Origin of the sequence: Streptosporangium sp. NPDC000239 (genome assembly GCF_040300765.1) — a bacterium.
Classification (GTDB): domain Bacteria; phylum Actinomycetota; class Actinomycetes; order Streptosporangiales; family Streptosporangiaceae; genus Streptosporangium.
The window spans coordinates 36,578-54,070 of record NZ_JBEPEI010000018.1; the positions used below are offsets into that span (position 1 = coordinate 36,578).

21 protein-coding genes are annotated in these 17,493 nt (G+C 69.8%); 13 read left to right on the forward strand and 8 right to left on the reverse strand.

Going from position 1 to position 17,493, the window contains the following annotated elements; translation table 11 throughout:
* Positions 1-67 precede the first annotated feature (67 nt).
* Together ABT340_RS32960 and ABT340_RS32965 are read right to left on the reverse strand one after the other, a co-directional pair.
* Complete coding sequence (locus ABT340_RS32960; RefSeq protein WP_352014790.1) at positions 68-670, reverse strand: NAD(P)-dependent oxidoreductase; 603 nt, start codon at positions 668-670, stop codon at positions 68-70.
* Complete coding sequence (locus ABT340_RS32965; RefSeq protein WP_352014791.1) at positions 667-1,518, reverse strand: alpha/beta fold hydrolase; 852 nt, start codon at positions 1,516-1,518, stop codon at positions 667-669. Before ABT340_RS32965 ends, ABT340_RS32960 begins: the two co-directional genes overlap by 4 nt.
* Positions 1,519-1,601: 83 nt before the next feature.
* Here ABT340_RS32965 and ABT340_RS32970 point away from each other — a divergent pair, with 83 nt between their 5' ends.
* The 3 genes from ABT340_RS32970 (at position 1,602) to ABT340_RS32980 (ending at position 3,474) form a co-directional block, all read left to right on the forward strand.
* Positions 1,602-2,171 carry a CGNR zinc finger domain-containing protein gene (locus ABT340_RS32970; RefSeq protein ID WP_352014792.1) on the forward strand — a complete coding sequence of 190 codons (570 nt, stop codon included), beginning with the start codon at positions 1,602-1,604 and terminating at the stop codon, positions 2,169-2,171.
* A gap of 10 nt (positions 2,172-2,181) precedes the next feature.
* Positions 2,182-2,694 (forward strand): NUDIX hydrolase, encoded by a 513-nt coding sequence (locus ABT340_RS32975; protein ID WP_352014793.1) that lies wholly within the window; start codon positions 2,182-2,184, stop codon positions 2,692-2,694.
* Between the two features lie 90 nt (positions 2,695-2,784).
* Positions 2,785-3,474, forward strand: a complete 690-nt coding sequence (locus ABT340_RS32980; RefSeq protein WP_352014794.1) for a rhomboid family intramembrane serine protease — start codon at positions 2,785-2,787, stop codon at positions 3,472-3,474.
* Between the two features lie 105 nt (positions 3,475-3,579).
* Here ABT340_RS32980 and ABT340_RS32985 read toward each other — a convergent pair whose 3' ends face one another.
* Positions 3,580-4,269: a hypothetical protein gene (locus ABT340_RS32985; RefSeq protein ID WP_352014795.1), complete on the reverse strand. Its 690-nt coding sequence runs from the start codon at positions 4,267-4,269 to the stop codon at positions 3,580-3,582.
* A 432-nt stretch (positions 4,270-4,701) separates the two neighbouring features.
* Here ABT340_RS32985 and ABT340_RS32990 point away from each other — a divergent pair, with 432 nt between their 5' ends.
* The 4 genes from ABT340_RS32990 to ABT340_RS33005 all read left to right on the forward strand — a co-directional run bounded on the left by ABT340_RS32990 (position 4,702) and on the right by ABT340_RS33005 (position 7,836).
* Positions 4,702-5,874 carry an MFS transporter gene (locus ABT340_RS32990; RefSeq protein ID WP_352014796.1) on the forward strand — a complete coding sequence of 391 codons (1,173 nt, stop codon included), beginning with the start codon at positions 4,702-4,704 and terminating at the stop codon, positions 5,872-5,874.
* A 483-nt stretch (positions 5,875-6,357) separates the two neighbouring features.
* The gene (locus ABT340_RS32995) at positions 6,358-6,591 is read left to right on the forward strand and encodes a hypothetical protein (RefSeq protein WP_352014797.1); all 234 of its coding nucleotides are present in this window, start codon (positions 6,358-6,360) and stop codon (positions 6,589-6,591) included.
* A 19-nt stretch (positions 6,592-6,610) separates the two neighbouring features.
* The gene (locus tag ABT340_RS33000) at positions 6,611-6,835 is read left to right on the forward strand and encodes a BldC family transcriptional regulator (protein ID WP_352014798.1); all 225 of its coding nucleotides are present in this window, start codon (positions 6,611-6,613) and stop codon (positions 6,833-6,835) included.
* An 86-nt stretch (positions 6,836-6,921) separates the two neighbouring features.
* The gene (locus ABT340_RS33005; RefSeq protein WP_352014799.1) at positions 6,922-7,836 is read left to right on the forward strand and encodes a hypothetical protein; all 915 of its coding nucleotides are present in this window, start codon (positions 6,922-6,924) and stop codon (positions 7,834-7,836) included.
* Between the two features lie 113 nt (positions 7,837-7,949).
* On the opposite strand, the gene ABT340_RS33010 is transcribed toward ABT340_RS33005, so the two are convergent.
* A complete protein-coding gene (locus ABT340_RS33010; RefSeq protein WP_352014923.1) occupies positions 7,950-8,681 on the reverse strand; it encodes a GbsR/MarR family transcriptional regulator in 732 nt (243 codons plus the stop codon).
* Positions 8,682-8,902: 221 nt separating this feature from the next.
* On the opposite strand from ABT340_RS33010, the gene ABT340_RS33015 reads away from it, so the two are divergent.
* From ABT340_RS33015 to ABT340_RS33025, 3 genes are all read left to right on the forward strand, one after another.
* Positions 8,903-9,574 carry a DUF4097 family beta strand repeat-containing protein gene (locus ABT340_RS33015; protein ID WP_352014800.1) on the forward strand — a complete coding sequence of 224 codons (672 nt, stop codon included), beginning with the start codon at positions 8,903-8,905 and terminating at the stop codon, positions 9,572-9,574.
* A gap of 63 nt (positions 9,575-9,637) precedes the next feature.
* A complete protein-coding gene (locus tag ABT340_RS33020; RefSeq protein WP_352014801.1) occupies positions 9,638-10,768 on the forward strand; it encodes a serine hydrolase domain-containing protein in 1,131 nt (376 codons plus the stop codon).
* 42 nt (positions 10,769-10,810) lie between these two features.
* Entirely contained in the window at positions 10,811-11,311 is a 501-nt protein-coding gene (locus ABT340_RS33025; RefSeq protein WP_352014802.1) for a GNAT family N-acetyltransferase, read from the forward strand.
* Positions 11,312-11,385: 74 nt separating this feature from the next.
* Here ABT340_RS33025 and ABT340_RS33030 read toward each other — a convergent pair whose 3' ends face one another.
* A complete protein-coding gene (locus ABT340_RS33030) occupies positions 11,386-12,021 on the reverse strand; it encodes a TetR/AcrR family transcriptional regulator (RefSeq protein WP_352014803.1) in 636 nt (211 codons plus the stop codon).
* A gap of 95 nt (positions 12,022-12,116) precedes the next feature.
* Here ABT340_RS33030 and ABT340_RS33035 point away from each other — a divergent pair, with 95 nt between their 5' ends.
* Both ABT340_RS33035 and ABT340_RS33040 read left to right on the forward strand, forming a co-directional pair.
* Entirely contained in the window at positions 12,117-12,500 is a 384-nt protein-coding gene (locus ABT340_RS33035) for a DUF1761 domain-containing protein (RefSeq protein ID WP_352014804.1), read from the forward strand.
* Positions 12,497-12,907: a DUF1801 domain-containing protein gene (locus ABT340_RS33040; protein ID WP_352014805.1), complete on the forward strand. Its 411-nt coding sequence runs from the start codon at positions 12,497-12,499 to the stop codon at positions 12,905-12,907. Before ABT340_RS33035 ends, ABT340_RS33040 begins: the two co-directional genes overlap by 4 nt.
* 118 nt (positions 12,908-13,025) lie before the next feature.
* Here the strand turns inward: ABT340_RS33040 and ABT340_RS33045 are convergent, their stop codons facing one another.
* Genes ABT340_RS33045 through ABT340_RS33055 form a run of 3 tightly spaced genes read right to left on the reverse strand, consistent with a single transcriptional unit; the run spans position 13,026 to position 15,934 of the window.
* The gene (locus tag ABT340_RS33045) at positions 13,026-13,967 is read right to left on the reverse strand and encodes an NAD(P)/FAD-dependent oxidoreductase (protein ID WP_352014806.1); all 942 of its coding nucleotides are present in this window, start codon (positions 13,965-13,967) and stop codon (positions 13,026-13,028) included.
* Positions 13,968-14,015: 48 nt separating this feature from the next.
* On the reverse strand, positions 14,016-14,978 hold the full coding sequence (locus tag ABT340_RS33050; protein WP_352014807.1) for an RDD family protein: 963 nt from the start codon (positions 14,976-14,978) through the stop codon (positions 14,016-14,018).
* Positions 14,978-15,934: an Lrp/AsnC family transcriptional regulator gene (locus ABT340_RS33055; RefSeq protein ID WP_352014808.1), complete on the reverse strand. Its 957-nt coding sequence runs from the start codon at positions 15,932-15,934 to the stop codon at positions 14,978-14,980. Before ABT340_RS33055 ends, ABT340_RS33050 begins: the two co-directional genes overlap by 1 nt.
* Positions 15,935-16,025: 91 nt before the next feature.
* Here ABT340_RS33055 and ABT340_RS33060 point away from each other — a divergent pair, with 91 nt between their 5' ends.
* The gene (locus tag ABT340_RS33060; RefSeq protein ID WP_352014809.1) at positions 16,026-17,402 is read left to right on the forward strand and encodes an MFS transporter; all 1,377 of its coding nucleotides are present in this window, start codon (positions 16,026-16,028) and stop codon (positions 17,400-17,402) included.
* Positions 17,403-17,493 lie beyond the last annotated feature (91 nt).

Genomic DNA, 17,493 nt, shown 5'->3' on the forward strand with positions numbered 1-17,493 from the left:
GGAGATCCTCGTCCCTGATGACCTCGGGGACCGTCTCCCGGCGCCCCCGCAGGCCGGAGAACAGGCCCTAGTAACCGGTGCTGAAGCGCTCCCTGACGAAGGAGCCGTTCTCCAGGACGTCGATCAGGGCCGCGGCGTAGTCGGGAACGGTGATGCGGGTGGCGATGCCGTCGATCGGGGTGTCGCCGCCCCTCACCTGGTAGACGCCGGTCCGCTCGCCGTCGACCAGGTAGGCCGGGGGCGGGCTGCCGTAGGACCAGTCGAGCGCGTCGCCCTCGGCCCGCAGCAGGTCGAGCGCCTTCGCCTGGGACGTGGCCTCCTCCAGATACTCCTTGGGGAAGTCGGGGCCGTCGACGAAGCGCTGTCCCGGGGCGGCCTCAAGGCTGCCGCCGCCGCCCACGACCAGCACCCGCGTCACACCGGCTCCGGGCAGCACGTCGATCAGGTTCCGTACGGCCCCCGGCACGTCCCCCTTCACGGCGAGGATCACCGCGTCGTAGCCGGACAGTTTCTCGGCGACCGAGGCGGGGTCGAGCACGTCGATCGCGACGCCGTTCTCCAGCCCGGAGACGTTCCTGGCCAGACCCACGGCCTCGTGGCCACGGTCACCGGCCTCCTTCAGTACGGCCGAGCCGATGTGGCCGGTCGCTCCGACGACTGCGATCTTCATCCGTTGTCCTTTCCGACACGCTCAAGGAAGTCGGCGATAAGAGGGGTTATTTCCGGAAGTTTCTCTTCGAGAGCGAAATGGCCGGTATCGAAAAGGTGCAGCTCGGCCTCGGGCACGTCCCGCAGGTACGCCCTGGCCCCCTCCACGACGAAGAAGGGGTCGTTGCTCCCCCAGACGACCAGCGTCGGCGGCCGGTTGGCGCGCAGCCACTCCTGCCACTCGGGGTAGCGCGCCACGTTGCTCCGGTAGTCGAAGGCCAGCGCGACCTGCGCCTCCTTGCGACCGGGCAGATCGAGGAAGTGCTGGTCGAGGGTCCAGCCGTCAGGAGAGATCGTCTCCGGGTCCGACGTCCCGCCCTCGTACTGCCCCCTGGTCGCCTCCAGGGTCAGCAGCCCCCGGACCTGGTCCTCCTGACCCGGGCCGAGCGCGATGAACCCGCGCGCCTGCTCGCTCAGCCCCTCCTCGTAGGCGTTGCCGTTCTGCACCACCAGGCCCGCGACCAGTTCGGGCCGCCGTACGGCCAGCCGGAAGCCGACCGGCGCGCCGAAGTCGAACATGTAGACCGCGAACCGCCCGAGCCTGAGCCAGTCGACGAAGCCCTCGACCACGTCGGCGAGCCGGTCGAAGGAGTAGACGAACCCGTCGGGGGCCTGGGTGTGCCCGAAGCCGGGGTAGTCGGGAGCCACGAGGTGGAACCGGTCTCCCAGAGCGTCGATCAGTCTTCTGAACTGGTGTGACGCCGACGGAAAACCGTGCAGCAGGAGCAGCGTCTGAGCGTCGGCGGGACCGGCCTCACGGTAGAAGACCCGCACCCCGTCCACGTCGACGAACCGGTGGGCGATGTTCATCACATGCTTCTTTCGCTCGAAGACGCATTAGTTATAGCGCTCGATCATCTAATGCGTCAACGCGACGAAGTACCATTAGAGCCATGGACCTCCCGCTGACCGGCGAGCCCCTCGCCCTCGACCTGATCAACACCAAGGGCGGCTCCCCCGAAGGGCCCGTCGACCACCTCGCGACCCTCGACGGCCTGCGCCGGTGGCTGGCCTCGCAGGAGCACCGCCTGCCCCAGCCCACCGCCGCCCTGACCGAGGCCGACCGCGCGGCCGTCGTCGAACTGCGCGAGGCCGTCGCGACCGTGGTGGATCTGGCGCGCCGGGGCCTCGAACCGCCGGAGCGGGCGCTGCGGGCGCTGAGCGACGCCGACCGGCTGGCCTCGCCGTACCGGACGTTGGACTGGCGCGAGGGGCGGGTGGTCGTGGGGGCCGAGCGGGAGGGCGACTACCGCTCGACGCTGCTTTCGCTGCTGGCGGGCGCCACGATCGACCTGCTCGCCGGGCCGATCGGGACCGTGCGTGACTGCGACGGGCCGGGCTGCTGCATGCTGTTCCTGCCCGCGCACCCCCGGCGCCGCTGGTGTTCGCCCGAGCTGTGCGGCAACCGGGTGCGGGTCGCGCGCTACTATCGCCGCCACGCGGGCCGGGAGCCCCAGGCGTAGGATCACCGGCATGCCCGAGGTGATCGTCCGGCCGTCCGCACGGATCCTGCTGGTCGACGACCGCGACCGCGTCCTGCTCTTCCACGGACCCGGCATGGGGAAGGACTCCAGCCACGCCTGGTTCACCCCCGGCGGAGGCCTCGCGGACGGTGAGACCGCGCCACAGGCCGCGGCCCGCGAGCTGTTCGAGGAGACCGGGCGGCGGGCCTCGCCCGAGGACCTCGGCCCCGTCGTGGCCACCAGCTCAGGGCACTGGGTCCACAAGGACGGCAGGCTGTTCCTCTCCCAGGACTCCTTCTTCTTCCTGCGGACCGGCGGGGGCGAGATCGACGACTCCGGCATGGAGGACCTCGAACGCTCGATGATCGACCGGTCCCGCTGGTGGTCGCTGCCCGACCTGCGCGCGACCCGGGAATCGGTCATCCCCCTCGGTCTGGCGGCCCTGCTCGGGGACCTGCTCTCCGGCGCCGTGCCCGCCGAGCCCGTCGTCTTCCCCTGGCACCACCCGGAGCCGCCGCTCTGATCCTCGCCCCGGATCATCCAGGCGAAAACTGACGTACCTGGCTATTACAGTGTTGATCCTTGTCGGGTGATCGCCTCGGGGAGACGTCAGATGCAAGCCAAGGGGCAGTCAGCCGAAATCATGGTCGCCGAGGCCCGCAAGGCCTTCTGGACGATGGTCGGCTTCCTGGCCCTCATCTGGGCGGTCCAGGTCGTCAACTGGATCTCCGGTTACGCCCTGAGTTACCAGTACGGCGTGCGCGGCTGGACCCCCTCCACCCTGCCCGGCATCGCGACGTCGCCGTTCCTGCACTGGAGCTGGGAGCACATCGAGGCCAACTCGGGACCGCTGTTCGTCTTCGGCTTCCTGTCCGCCTACCGGGGAGTCGTCAGGTTCCTCGGCGTGACCGGCCTCATCATCCTGGTCAGCGGTCTGGGCGAATGGCTCACCGCCGGCTCGACGAGCGTCGCCGTGGGCGCGAGCGGCGTCGTCTTCGGCTACTTCGGTTACGTGCTGGTGCGCGGCGCCTTCGACCGGCACCTGATCGACATCGTGGTCGGCGTCGTCATGGCGCTGTGCTTCGCCTACCAGATCACCGGGGGACTGCTGCCCCAGGAGGGCGTCGCCTGGCAGGGCCACGTGTTCGGCTTCCTGGGCGGTCTGCTCGGCGGCTGGCTGTTCCGGAACCGTGCCCACGCCGCCGCCTCCGCCCCCGCCTCCAGGGCGGGCGCCGCCAAGCCCTCCTCCCCTGAGGACTCCCGAGCCGCCCTGCTGAAGGAACTGGACGACCTCGGCCTCTGAGACACCCCGCCGGGCGTCGTCGTGCGCATGGTGGTCAAGGGGTTCCCCATCGTCACGAAGACCAGGGGTCGCCTGGCCTGCGTCACCCGCCCGGACCGTCGCCGGTCATTCGGTCACCTCGATTTCCCCCGTCTTCCAGAAGCGCCGCAGCGGGCCGCAGCAGTACCACACCAGGAAACCGGCCGCCGCGCACATGAGACCGGCCGTCGGCACGTCGCCGCTGAAAAGCGTGACGATCCCACCGATGGCCAGGCCCAGCGTCATCGGCACCAGGAGAAGGAGAGCGATCACGACCCAGAACCGCCGCATACCGCGCACGGTGTCGCTGGTCGTGGATTTCACCGCCGCCCAGACCTCCCCGTGATCCGTTCGCTCGGACAGACCGTCCGGGGAGGCGGAAAGCGGTGAAGGGTTCCCGGGCGGCGACGGGGCGTTCGTCGGCGCCCGAAGCGCGGAGTCAGGGAGAGTGGGCGGGGCCGGCTGGGCGGTGACCTGCGCCTGCGGAGAGCCGGTCTTTCCCAGAAGGGCCTGGAAGCCCTTCCAGGTGAAGGACACGGCACCGAACCACAACACGAGCTTTCCGAACAGGTCCAGCCACCAGAGCCAGCCCGCCAGGGCACATATTCCGGCCAGCCCGAAAAGTGAAAGGCCGATGTAAACCCGTTCCTTCTTCACGCCGCACCCCTCAAGAGAGTCGGGACCTTCCTGTTGAGACGAACGGCGGCCGCTCATTGTTCTGAGAGAGCGGGCAATGACCGAAAGCGTTTTTGAGGGCCGGTCGTGAAGCCGCCCCACAGCGGGCAGAAAACGGAAACGACACGACGCCCTTTTCCATCCCCCTGATCTCACGGATGAGCGGTGGGCGCTGATCGAGTCACCGCTCCCGGCGCGCGCCGGACGGCCGCGGGCGCCGGGACACCGCGGATGCGATCTCGTCTGCGGTGCGGACCGGTCGCGCCCGGTGACGGCGCGCCCGGCCGACGCCCTGGGCCAAGCCGGGGCCGGGGTTCGCGACCCGGGCCACGGTCGCTCGAACGGGTCCGACGAGACCGGCGATCGACGCCCGAACACCCCCGGCCCGGCGGGACGAGCCGGGGTGCAAACCACCGCCAACCCCATCGAACTGGTCGAGTTGTCCCGGCCTCACTAAGGCCGTCAACAAAGCGGTCTCTCCAAAGACACGGAAAAGAACGCGCCAGTACTTGGTCAGGTTCTAACTTGCACCCCATGCCTCCACGCGAAGAAACCGCCCTGCTCCTTGATGGGCGGCCGCCATTACTGTCCAGAGCGCTTTTGTTGCGCTTTGTAACCGTGGTCGGCGCTCTGGGAAGTCTGTTCCTCCTGATGTCGGTCGTGCCGCTGCGCGCGACGGCCTCCGGCGGACAGGACGCCGCCGGGCTGACCACGGGAGCGCTGATGCTGGCCACGGTGGTCGGCGAACTGGCCGCCCCGCGCGTCGTCACCCGGTACGGCCACCGCCTCCCCCTGGCCGCGGGACTCGTCCTGCTCGGCGTGCCCGCCCTGCTGCTGACCGTCTCCGACGACCTCACGTGGACCGTGGTGATCTGCCTGCTGCGCGGCCTGGGGTTCGCGCTCACGATCGTCGCGGGCGGCACGCTGACCGCCGCGCTGATCCCGCCGGAGCGCCGCGCCGAAGGGCTGGGGCTCGTCGGCGTCGTGTCCGGCGTGCCGTCCCTGGTGGGGCTGCCGCTCGGGATCTGGCTGGCCAACCGCGTGAACTACGAGACCGTGTTCGTCCTGGCGGCCCTCGTCGCGCTGGTCGCGCTCCTGGCGGTGCCCGGCCTTCCCGAGGGCCGGGACCTGCCGGGGCCGACGATCGGGGTGGCCGCGGGCTTCCGCACCGGCGCCCTGGTCAGGCCCGCGACCGTCCTGGCCACCACCGCCCTCGGCTCGGGGATCGCCGTCACGTTCCTGCCGCTTGCCGTACCGGACGAGCTTGACGGTCTGGTGGCCACGGCCCTGTTCGTACACCCTGCCGCCGCCACCGTCGCCCGCTGGCTCGCCGGCCGTCACGGCGACCGGTACGGCTCCGCCGGGCTCGTGGTGCCCGCCCTGCTGGCCTCGGCCGCCGGGATGCTCCTGACCGCGCTGACCAACGACGCCGTCGCCGTCGTCACCGGGGTCGTGCTGTTCAGCGCGGGCTTCGGGATCGCCCAGAACGCCACCCTGACGTTGATGTACGCCCGGGTCACGGCCTCCGGGTACGGCACGGTCACCGCCCTGTGGAACTTCGCCTACGACGCGGGCATGGGGATCGGCGCCGTCGCCTTCGGCATGGTCGCCCAGCGGACCGGCTATCCCCTCGCCTTCGCCCTGACCGCCGTCCTCACCATGACCGCCCTTCTACCCGCCCTCACCGATCGCGCAGCCAACGGCTGAGCCGGAGACCCCCCCGCGCCGGACGAGCCCGTCAAGCCTGCCGCGCGGGGCTGAGGAGACCCTCCCACCGTTCGACGGGCACGGCACGGCCTGGCCTGCCGCCGCGCCGTCGATCTCTCTCATCGGCCCCGGACGCCCGTGCGCTCACCCGTAGACGGCGGAGAGCGCCCCACCCCGGGAACGCACGCCGTACCTCGTGAGAACCACACTCCGCCACGGCGATTTCTGTGCGCCGAAACTGGGGTTTTCGGTGCGTCCAGGGAAGGAAACCGCCCCATCGTTTCTTTAGTGGCTGTTCGGGAGGGTTCAGCGGATTCTCACACTTTTGCCTGGTGTCTGCCGTGTTCGCATGACTTGGCCATCGGATAAATCCATATGTGTCCCATTACACACGCCATATCCGGCAACCCTCACCCGGGTGTCAACCGTCCGTCTTCTGGCCCCTGCCCGCCCCTGCCCCATGCCCCGCGAACGGAGACGACCATGACCGACCATGAGCGGCGGCTGATCGACCTGCTCGGCAGCATTCATCGCGGCTGGCGCTACGAGGCACGCGACCTGCCCGGCCTGCCCCGGTGGTGGGCGCACCGCTACCAGCCGGTCACCCCCACCCAGCACGCCGCGGGGGCGCGTGACTCCGTCGCTCGCACCACCATCCACCGTCTCGCCCGGGCCCTCGGCCACCAGGACGAGATCATCCACCTCATCCGCAACTGACCCCGTACAGGAACCCTTCATGACCAGCATCGTCAGCCCCGACGGAACCTTCACCACCGAAACCGGCGCCACAGAACGGCTTCTCACCCCCGCTGAGGTCGCCCGCGTCTTCGGCGTCGACCCCAAGACCGTCAACCGATGGGCCCTGACAGGAAAGATCCCCTCCGTCCGCACCCCCAGCGGCCAACGCCGCTACCGCGAAGGCGACATCCGCGCCCTGCTCCACCCCGACCGTCAGGGATGACCGCAGGAACGGCCGCAGAACCGAATCGCGGCTGACACAAAAATCGATATTCATGAGCGTCGAAAGAATGCGCTGACGCCGGAGAATTGAGCGGGGCCCGCTCGGGTGACCAAGGGGGGAGCCCACGAGTCGCGCCCCGCGCAATCATCGTCCGGCAGACATCCTCACGAATCCAGAATATGAGTTGCCGAAGCCGCCGGGAGAACCGCAGGATTTTCCCTGTCCCCCTCTCCTCGAAAGGCGTCGAGATGGCACTGTCGTGTTCTTTTCTGGTCGCGACGACGTCGCTGACCCTGCTCGCCCCACACCAGACGGCCCTCGCGTCACCGGATCCGGTGACGGTCATGGAAAAGCTCATGACCCCGGGAAACGGGGTGACCACCTCGGCGAAATGGAAGTTCTGGCTGCGTGACAGACCGGCCACATCGACGGTCGTCCTCCACACCACGGGGGTCCTGGCCTTCGGAAAGGGCCGGGTGGTGGCAGCGGACGCCACCCGCCTCTTCAAAGGCGGCAGGAAGGTCAGGTTCCGCGTCGTCGGAGGGAGGACCTACGCCTCGGGGGGAGCCTGGTCGGACATGCTGCCCCAGGGAAAGACGTGGGCCCGCAGCTCGATTCTCGATTACCAGCCGTACGAGTTCACCGAACAGGACATCAACATCTTCGAACCCACGACCCTGCGTGAACTTCTGAAATCCGCCCGGTCCGACAGGGGAACCACCACGACACGCTATTCCGGTTCCATCACCGTGAAAGCGCTGTGCGCGGTCTCACCTTCATGCAGGTCGGAGTACGGCAAGAAGGTCAACGCCGATATCTCCTGGCAGCTCTGGACCAACGAAAAGGGCCAGGTGGTGCGGCTGTTCGCGAAATGGGTTCTTGCGAAGACCGCCAAGAACCCGATCAGCAGCAATACCGAGGCCGACACCTCCTACAGCGGCTGGGGAAGCCGGGTCTCCGTCAGCGTTCCTCCCGCGAACCAGGTGGCCAAGGTCGACTGACCGCACGCGTCCCGTCCTCCCGTCGGGAACCCGCGACCGGAGGACTCGACGGTGGACGTCCGAACCACGAACGCGCGGGTCGCGAAGGCCGTCCGCCACGACCCGCGTTCGGTTCAGGGAGCGCCGTCCGAGGTCGCCTCGGGCTTCGTGTGGAGGATCTCGCGGGCCTGGTCCGCGGCGCGGACGATGCTCTCGGAGACAAAGGTGACGAAGCGAGCGATGTTCTCCAGGCGGGCGGCGGCCGGGGTGCCGGGGCCGAGAACGCGGACGCCCTGCCGCGCCACCTCGCCGAGATGGGCGGTGGCGCGGGCGCTGGCCATCATCGACTGGTACAGGACGTCGTCGTCGACCACATAGCGTTCACGGCGGCGTTCGTCGCGTTCACGACGGACAAGACCCTGGTCCTCAAGGAACGCGATCGCCTTGGAGACGGACGCGGGGCTGGCCTGGAGGCGCCCGGCGAGTTCGGAGGCGGTGAGGCTGCCCGCGTCGGTGGCGTAGAGGCTGGCCAGCGCCTTGGCCGTCATCTTGGGCAGGCCCGACCGCATGAAGACGGTGGCGAACTCCTCTTCGTACTCACGCACCGCCTCGGCATCGCGTCCGTGGGCCTGCGGGGCCGTGTCGAGGCTCCGGGGCGCGGCCCTCCTGCGGCGGACACGGCGTTCGGTGGCGCGGTGGGCCAGGTCGGCGCGGTAGGCGGTGGGACCGCCGTTGCGCATCACCTCGCGCGTGATCGTCGAGGTGGGACGGTCAAGGCTCCTGGCGATCTCCGCGTAGGCCAGGCCGTCGGCCAGTCCCAGTGCGATCTGCTGGCGGTCCTGCTGGGTGAGCCTGCCTCCTGGCATCAGGGTCTCCTTCGTGGTCTGCGACCTGTCCAGCATAGCGTTCAATTTCGATCCATTGCAACGCACCAGCCGGTGCCCGTTGCGTTGAAAATGGACCCATCGCAACGATTTACATGCTTCTACCTGCTAGTTTATCTTCTACACGCAACAGTGATGTTGCTCAATCCCAAAAGGCAACGTAGCGTTTCCATTGTTCGAAACGACAGCCCGCAGGAGAGCACATGAAGACCTTCAACACCCCCGCCCCGATCTCCGCCGTCCTGGACGTCCCCGCGGGACGCGTCCAGCTCATCGCCGCCGACCGGGCCGACACCACGGTCGAGATCCTGCCCACGGACCCCTCGAAGGGCCGCGACATGACGGCGGCGGAGCAGACCAGGGTCGAATACGGCGACGGCGTCCTGCGGGTCACGGCCCCGGCGGGGAGGAACCAGTTCCTCGGCCCCTCGGGATCCGTCGAGGTGACCGTACGGCTGCCCGCAGGCTCCCACGTCGAGGCGAAGGTGGCCGACGCCGAGTTCCGGGGCGTCGGACAGTTCGGCGACGTCGCCTTCGAGGGCGCGCACGGCCCGGTCGTGATCGACGAGGCCGCGAGTGCCCGCATCACCACCGCCGCAGGCGACATCTCGGTCGGTCGGCTCAACGGTCCCGCGGAGATCAACGTCAGCAAGGGCGACATCCGCGTCACCGAGGCCGTACGCGGCACGGTCGTGCTGCGCACCGAGGCCGGAGGGGTGTCGATCGGCGCCGCCCCCGGAGTCTCGGCCTCCCTGGACGCCGGCACCTCCTACGGCCGGGTCCACAACTCGCTCAACAACACCGAGGGCGCCGCCGCCCAGCTCGTCATCCACGCGACCACCGCCCACGGCGACATCGTCGCCCGCGGTCTCTGACCCGCGACCTTCGTCCGTCCGCTCGACGTTCACCACGGTTCACAGCAGAAGGAGCGCACCACCATGTCCGTCACCCACACCAGCCAGGATCGTCCGGAGCTGCGGAAGGCCGTCCAGGAGATCGTCGATTCGGGTTTCACCGGGGTGCACCTGCGCGTGCACGACGACCGGGGCGAGTGGACCGGTAGCGCCGGGGTGAGCGAGCTGGGCGGGCCCGACGAGCCACCGGCCAACGGACACGTCCGGATCGGCAGCAACACCAAGACCTTCGTCGCGGCTTTGGTCCTGCTGCTCGTGGCCGAGGGCAGGATCGAGCTGGACACCCCGGCGGACGACCACCTGACCGGGTTCGGGCTTGACCGGCGGATCACCGTACGGATGCTGTTGCAGCACACCAGCGGGGTGTTCAACTTCACCGGCGAGTACTACGACGACGCGACGTTCGCGCCGGGAATCCCCTGCCAGGGCAAGGAGTGGGTGGACGGCCGGTTCAGGACCTACCGGCCGGAGGAGTTGGTACGGCTGGCGCTGTCCAAGCCCGCGCGATTCGAGCCGGGGACGGACTGGAGCTACTCCAACACCAACTACGTGCTGGCCAGGCTGCTGGTCGAGAAGGTCACCGGCCGCTCACTCGCCGAGGAGATGCGGCGGCTGATCCTGGAACCGCTCGGGCTGTCGGACACCGTGGTGCCCGACGGCCCGGAGATCCCCGGGCCACACGCCCACGCCTACTACCGCTACCAGGACGGCGACCTGCAGAGGACGATCGACGTCACCCGCCACGACCCCTCCTGGATCTCCAGCGGCGGTGACATGATCTCGACCGCCCGGGATCTGCACACGTTCGTCTCCGCGCTCGTGGGCGGCAGGCTCCTGCCGGCTCCGCTGCTGGCCGAGATGTGCACGCCGCACCCCAAGGCCGGCTACGGCCTGGGCGTGTTCGTGCAGGACACGGAGTGCGGCGGCACCGTCATCACCCACAACGGCGGCATCACGGGCCATGCGGCGCTGATGTACAGCACGCCCGACGGCGGCACGACCCTGACCGCCTCGCTGAACTACGTGGACGACTCCGCGATGTCCCTGGCCGGGGCGTTCCAGAAGGTGATCCGGATGCTCGTCTCGGAGGTCTTCTGCGGCGGGCGGTCCGGATCGCCTGACGAGACGGCCGACCCGGCACAGCCCGCGAACTGAGCGTCGCCGTACTCCGGAGGCGTCGTGGTGAAGGATGCGGGAATGAGTGCTTTCGAGATTCGGCCCGCACGGGGCGGGGACGGCGACGGGGTCGCGGGGGCTTGGCGGGACTCGGCCGAGTACTACCGGGAGATGGCGCCGAAGGAGTTCCAGGTTCCGTCCGAGGACGGCCTCTCCGAATGGCTGGAGAACAAACTGGTCGACCACGACGAGAGCACGCTCGCCCTCGTCGCCGACCACGCCGGACAGGCCGTGGGGTTCGTCCACGCCACCTTCCTGCCGCCGCACGCGGAGGCCGATCGGCAGATGACCCGGGACGTCGGCCTGCCCAGGGTGTTCGTCAACGCCCTGGCCGTACGGCGTGCGCACTGGCGGGGCGGGGCGGGCACCGGGCTGATGCGGGCGGTCGAACGGTGGGGGCGGGAGCGCGGGGCCCGGCTGCTCACCCTGGAGGCGTTCGCGGGCAGCCCCGTCTCCGTGCCGTTCTACGAGAACGGAATGGGCTACGACCGCTACGCCATCGTCTTCGCCAAACCGCTCTGAGACATGACGATCGCGGTCGGTGACCGTTTCTGAGCGGTGAACGCGGCCAACCGGCGGGGAGCCGCTCCCCCGCGCTACTGGGGGGCGAAGGCGGCGAGGAAGACGCGGACGCCCTCGTCGGCCAGGGCGGTCAGCTCCTCAGGAGAGCCGACGGCCTCGTCGCCCAGGAAGGCGGCCCGGTTGGTGGGGATCGAGACGACCAGCCAGGTGAACATGTAGGCGGCACGCTCGGGGTCGGGGACGTTCAGCAGGCCGCGCTCGGCGAGCTTCGCGAAGGTCTCCGCCAGGAGCTTCAGGGTGCGGCCCCAGCTCCGCTCGAAGTACTCACGTCCAACGGCCGGGAAGCGCTCCGCCTCGGCGATGACGAGGCGTCGCATCTGCAGGATCTCCCGGTCCACCAACCCGGTGAGCGTCATCCGGGCGTGGTCCCGCAAGGCGGTCTCAAGGTCGTCGGTCTCCGCGAGCGTGCGGATCGCGGGCTTGAAGTACTCGTAACCACGATCGACGGTGTCCAGCACGACGCCGGTGAACAGTTCCTCCTTGTCGGCGAAGTACTGGTACACCGTGCGCTTCGAGGCGCCCGCCGCGGCGGCCACCGCGTCCATGCTCGTGCCGACGTAGCCGTGGGCGGTGAACACCGCCCGCGCGGCCGTGAGGATCTCCTGGCGCTTGCGCGCCGAGCGGGCCTCGGCCCGTGTCGAAGCGGTCAACGAACTACCTCCTTGACAGAGAACACTACCCGGTTTAGTTTACAGCCAGCATAAACGGTACCGTTTAGTTTACTTAGAGGTGGACCGTGGGTAGCGTGATCTCCGTCATCGCCGCGTCGATCGTGGCGTTCGTACTCAGTTCGACCTACTACGCCTTGCTCACCCCGACCGAGAAACGTCTGCTGGGTGAGCGCGCCCCGGATCGGGGCGACCGGCCGCCGCCGCTGAAGATCCTTCTGGAGCTGGCGCGCGGCCTCGTGGTCGCCGCGGTGATCGCGGGTCTGGCCCGGTACGCCGGACTCACCGACGTGTGGTCGACGGTGGTACTCGGCCTGGTGCTCTGGGCCGGGTTCCCGGCGGTGCTGCTCACCGGCTCCATGATGTGGGAGAGGACACCCGCCGTCACCGCGGCGCTGCACGCCGGTGACTGGCTGGTCAAAATCCTCGTCATCTCGGCGATCGTGGGGGCCTGGTTGTGAACGACGTACGGCCCTACGAGACAGACCCGCGCGTGGACGACTACATCGAGGCCCTGCCCCGGTGGCAGCAGGACATCTGCCGGCAGGTCCGAGACCTGATCCACGCCGCCGACCCCGAGGTCACCGAGACCGTCAAGCGGACGGTCCGGCCCTATTTCGTGCTCAAGGGCAACGTATGCGCGCTGCTCGCCGCCAAGGACCATGTCAACGTGTTCCTGTACGACGGCGGCATCGTCCCCGACCCCGAAGGCATCATCACGGCCGGCCACCACAACAAGACCGCCCGTACGGTGGCCTTCCGCGAAGGGGAGGCGATCAACGCCCCCGCCCTCACCGCCATGTTCCGGCAGATCATCGCCGACAACCGCGCCGGCGGATGGCGCAGGTTGAAGGATCGGTCCAGGTAGGCGGCGGGGTCTCCGCGGGGGCGATGACTTCACCGGGACCCAGGACAGGCACGTCGCCCGTCCGGCCTGACCCTCCTGCCCGTCCCCGCCCGCGACCGGAACCCGTCGTGGACGGCCGTCAGCCGAGCAGGGCGGCCGCGCGTTCCAGGTCGGTGTGGATCAGGTCGGCGTTGACGGCGGCACCGGCGCGGTATCCGGCGCTGGCGGAGTTCACCACCTGCTCGGCCGGTCCGGTGGCGTTGCCCACGGCCCACACGCCCGGCACGCTGGTCAGTCCCACGGGGTCCACCTCGACGAACGGCCCCGCCGGGGTGTCCTTCGTCCGGGCGCCGAGCTTGGTGAGGAGTTCGTCACGGGGCACCATGCGCGTCGGCACGACCACGACCGAGCGCGGGAACACCTGTCCGCCCGCGAGCCGTACTCCGGTGAGGCGGTCGTCCTCGACCACGACCTCCTCGACCTCACCGTCGGCCACGCGCACCCCGGCCGCCCTGAGGAGCCGCAGGTCGGAGTCGGCGAGCTCGTGGGCGCCGGAGAACAGGACCACGTCATTCGAGAGCTGACCGAACAGCAGTGCCTGGTGGATGCCCGTGGCCCTGCCGTACAGCACGCCGATCGGTTCGTCGCGCACCTCCCAGCCGTGGCAGTAGGGGCAGTGGATCACGTCCCTGCCCCACCGTTCGGCGACGCCGGGGAGGTCGGGAAGCTCGTCGACGAGGCCGGTGGCGACGACCAGGCGGCGGGCGTGCACCCGGCCGCCGTCTCCGAGCGTCACCTCGAACTCGCCGTCCCCGTCGGGTTCGGCCGCCGTCACCCGGTCACGGACGAGCTCGACGCCGTAGGCGGCGACCTCCCGGCGCACCTCGGCCAGGAACTCCCCCGGTGGCGTGCCGTCGCGTGAGGGGTAGCCCTGCATGTGCGCGGCCGGGGTGTTGCGTTGCTCGCCCGCGTCGACCACCAGGACCGAGCGGCGCGACCGCCCGAGGATCATCGCCGCGGTCAGCCCCGCGATCCCGCCGCCGACCACCACGACCTCGTAGCCGTCCTGCTTGCTCTGCATGGGAGATCACCTCACGTGTACGAAGAGAACGTCACCTACGACGATGCATCATCCATCCAGTTTTGGCAAAGCTCTTTGCTGAAACAGCAAGGCAACCTCGGTGCCCGTCAGCCGGTCGTGCAGCATCCGGCCTTCGGGGTCGAGGAGTGCCCACGCCCCGTCCACGATGAGGACGAGCGGCCCGTGGACCGGCACGAAGACCAGGAGCGGGAAGAGCAGCGCGCGCAGCGCCGTCCTCGCCGTACCCGCGTGGACGAGGTGTATGCCCATCAGCCGTTTGCCCGGCGTCCTGCCCCACAGGGCGTGCTGTCCCCAGAAGTACAGGAAGACCGTGGGCAGGATGACCAGCTGTTCGAGATCCACGTCGTCCAGTGAGAGGGAAGCCCGGTTCAGCAACCCGTGGTCCAGATGGAAGTCCTCACCGGCGAACAGGGGGACGAGGGTCAGGACCACGAGGATGATCGCGTAGTCGGCCAGGAGCGCCACCGCCCGCCGCCAGGCCACCCCGGCCGGGGACGGGGCCGCAGGGCGTTCCATGGCGGCGCTCGCCCACAGGACGAGTACGGCGGCGCCCAGCAGGCAGATCTGGTCCTCCCCCAGAACACCCAGCACCGTGCCGAACCACTCGGCGCTGAACAGGGGGATCGGGCTGCACCCGTCATCGGACATGTAGGAGGGAACAAGCGGCTTGGCCACCGCGACCAGGATGAGGAGGACCGCCGTCCATCGTCCCACCCTCCGCGCGTCCCGGCCGCCGAGGCAGGCGAGAAGCCCCACCAGGACCAGTGCCGCGGGAACGGCCCACGCCATCACGTTCGCCATGACTTGGCCGAGATCGCCGCGCAGCGAGGTCAACGGGGAGGTGCCCCACGACATGCCGCCCAGGCAAACCTGGAGTTCGTACTCGGCGGGCTGGGCCAGGAAACGCCACTCCCGCCAGGTCGGGAAGGCCGCGACGGCCACGGCCGCCGCCCAGGTCAGCAGTGCCGTTCTCGGTAATCGGTGGTTCATCATCGTGGCCTTCGGGTCAGGTGGGTGTGTTTGAGATAGGGGCTGGTGATGCCGGTCTCGATGTGGGTCACGCCGTCGATGCCGGCCAGGGTCGTGCTGACGTACTCGTAGAGGTCGCGAACGGTCGCGGTCACCACGGCCGCGAACAGGTTGACCGGCCCGGTGACCGCGGCCACGAAGGTCGTCGGCGCGTGCCGGGCGAGGGCGGCGCCCGCGGTGCGCAGGTGCCGGGGATCGACGTCGATGTGGAGGGTCGCGCTGACCGGACAGCCGAGGGGAGCCGGGTCGAGGTCCCGGTCGATGTGGATCGCCCCGGAACGCAGCAGGACGTCGAGCCTGCGCCGTACGGTCGACTCGGGCTGGTGGGTCTCGGCGGCGAGGGCGGCGGCCGGGCGCCGGGCGTCGTGCCGCAGCGCGTCCAGCAGGACCCGGTCCTGGGCGGTCAGGCCGGGGACGTTCTCCGGCACCGGGACGGGCCCGACCAGCTCACGCTGCCGCTCGGTGAGCGGGTCGGGAAAGCCCTCCCAGTCGGCGTGACCGGGTGTCCGGTAGTGGTGCAGCAGTTCGTACGCGGTGACCCGGGTGACCCGTCCCGTCCTGGGCAACTGGTCGAGAATCAGGTGGTCGCGTTGTTCCGCGGAGGCCGCGCGGACGCCGCACATGATCTCCGAGCCGACCCCCGCGGTCCTGACCCAGGAGACGTCGTCGCGGCGGACGAGCGCGTCGGCCAGCCGGGCCGCCGACCCCGGGTGGACGTGGAGCCTGAGCATCTGCCCCATGTCCTCCTCGCGCGGCGTGGGCACCGCCACCACACGGACGACACCGCGCTCGACCAGCGCCCGGTATCTCCGCGCGACCGTGTGCTCGGTCGCCCCGAGCGCCACGGCGAGCCGGCGGAACGACACCCTCCCGTTGATTCCGAGGGCATGCAGGATCTGGTGGTCGAGTCTGTCCACGACCACTCTTATAGCGCGGTCTCGTGCTGGTTTCGCTCACTTCCGGCCCGTCTCATGTCTGGAACCGTACGGCGCCTCTCATGCTGTGCGGGTGAGTCCCTCCCCCACCCCGACGCGGCGCTGGATCGCCCTGACCGGGCTCCTGGTCGCCGAGGCCATGAACCTGCTCGACTCGACGATCACCACCGTCGCCGCCCCCGTGATCAGGGCCGGCCTGTACGGCACCGCCTCCGACACCCAGTGGATCGCCGCCGCCTACACGCTCCCGTTCGCCGTCGCACTGGTCCCCGGCGGTCGCCTCGGCGACATCCACGGCAGACGGCGTCTGTTCGTCATCGGCGTGTGCGGCTTCCTGCTCGCCTCCACGGCCTGTACGGCGGCGCCGACCATGACGGCGCTGCTCGTCGCGCGGGTCGTCCAGGGCTGTTTCGCCGGTCTGGTCGTCCCGCAGACCATCGGGCTGATCAGGGCGGCCTTCGACGGCCCCGCGCTCGGCAGGGCGCTGAGCCTCATCGGGCCGGTCATGGGACTGACCGCGGTCGCGGGTCCCGTCCTGGGCGGGCTCATCACCCACGCCGACCTCGCCGGACTCTCCTGGCGGGCGGTGTTCCTGGTCAACGTCCCGCTGGGACTGCTCACGCTGGTCTGCGCCCGGTTCCTCGACGAGGACCGTCCCGCGCGCCGCCCCGGGCTCGACGTGCCGGGGTTCCTGCTCAGCGGCGCCGTCGCCGCGGCCTTCGTCATCCCGACGATCAACGGCGGGACGTCCTGGGTCCTGCTCGCCGCCGGTTTCCTCGGCGCCGCCGTACTGGCCGCCCACGTACGGCGACGCGGTGCGAGCGGCCGGGACCCGGTCTTCGAGCCGAGCCTGTTCCACGACCGTGGGTTCCCCGCCGCGCTGGCCTCAAGCGTCCTGTACTTCGCCGTGTCGACCGGCGTCGTCTTCACCGTGGTCCTCCACGTCGAGGACGGCCTGCACCGCTCGGTTCTCGCCTCCAGCCTCACCGTCCTGCCGTTCTCTGCCGGTCTGGCGGTCTCGTCGCTGCTGGCCGGGCAACTGTTGCTGCCCAGGACGGGTCCGGGGCTGATGTTCGCCGGGATCGTCCTGCTCGCGGCCGGACTGGTCTGGGGTGTCGCCGTTCCCTCATGGCTGCCCGCCGCGCTGGGGGTCTCCGGTCTCGGTGGCGGGCTGGTCACCGTCCCCTTCTTCACCGTCGCGCTGTCCCGGGTACGGCCCCACGAGACGGGTTCGGCGGCCGGTCTCCTGAACGCGGTCCAGCAACTCGGCGGCACTTTCGGCGTGGCCGTACTCGGGGGTGCCTATCTCGGCACCCGGTCCCTCACGGCGCCCTTCGTCGTCTCCCTGGCCCTGGGCGCCGCCCTGACCCTGAGCGTCGCCCTCATGCTCGGGGCCCGAGCCGGCGGGACGGCGCACAGCCACGCCCCATGTGACTGTGCGCCCGGGTGATGCGGAGCCTCCCCGCTCCTACCCCTCCTGCTCCAACGAACCGGGCGGCTTCGGACCGCCGATCCCGTCGCAGGACCTCCATGAACCCCCG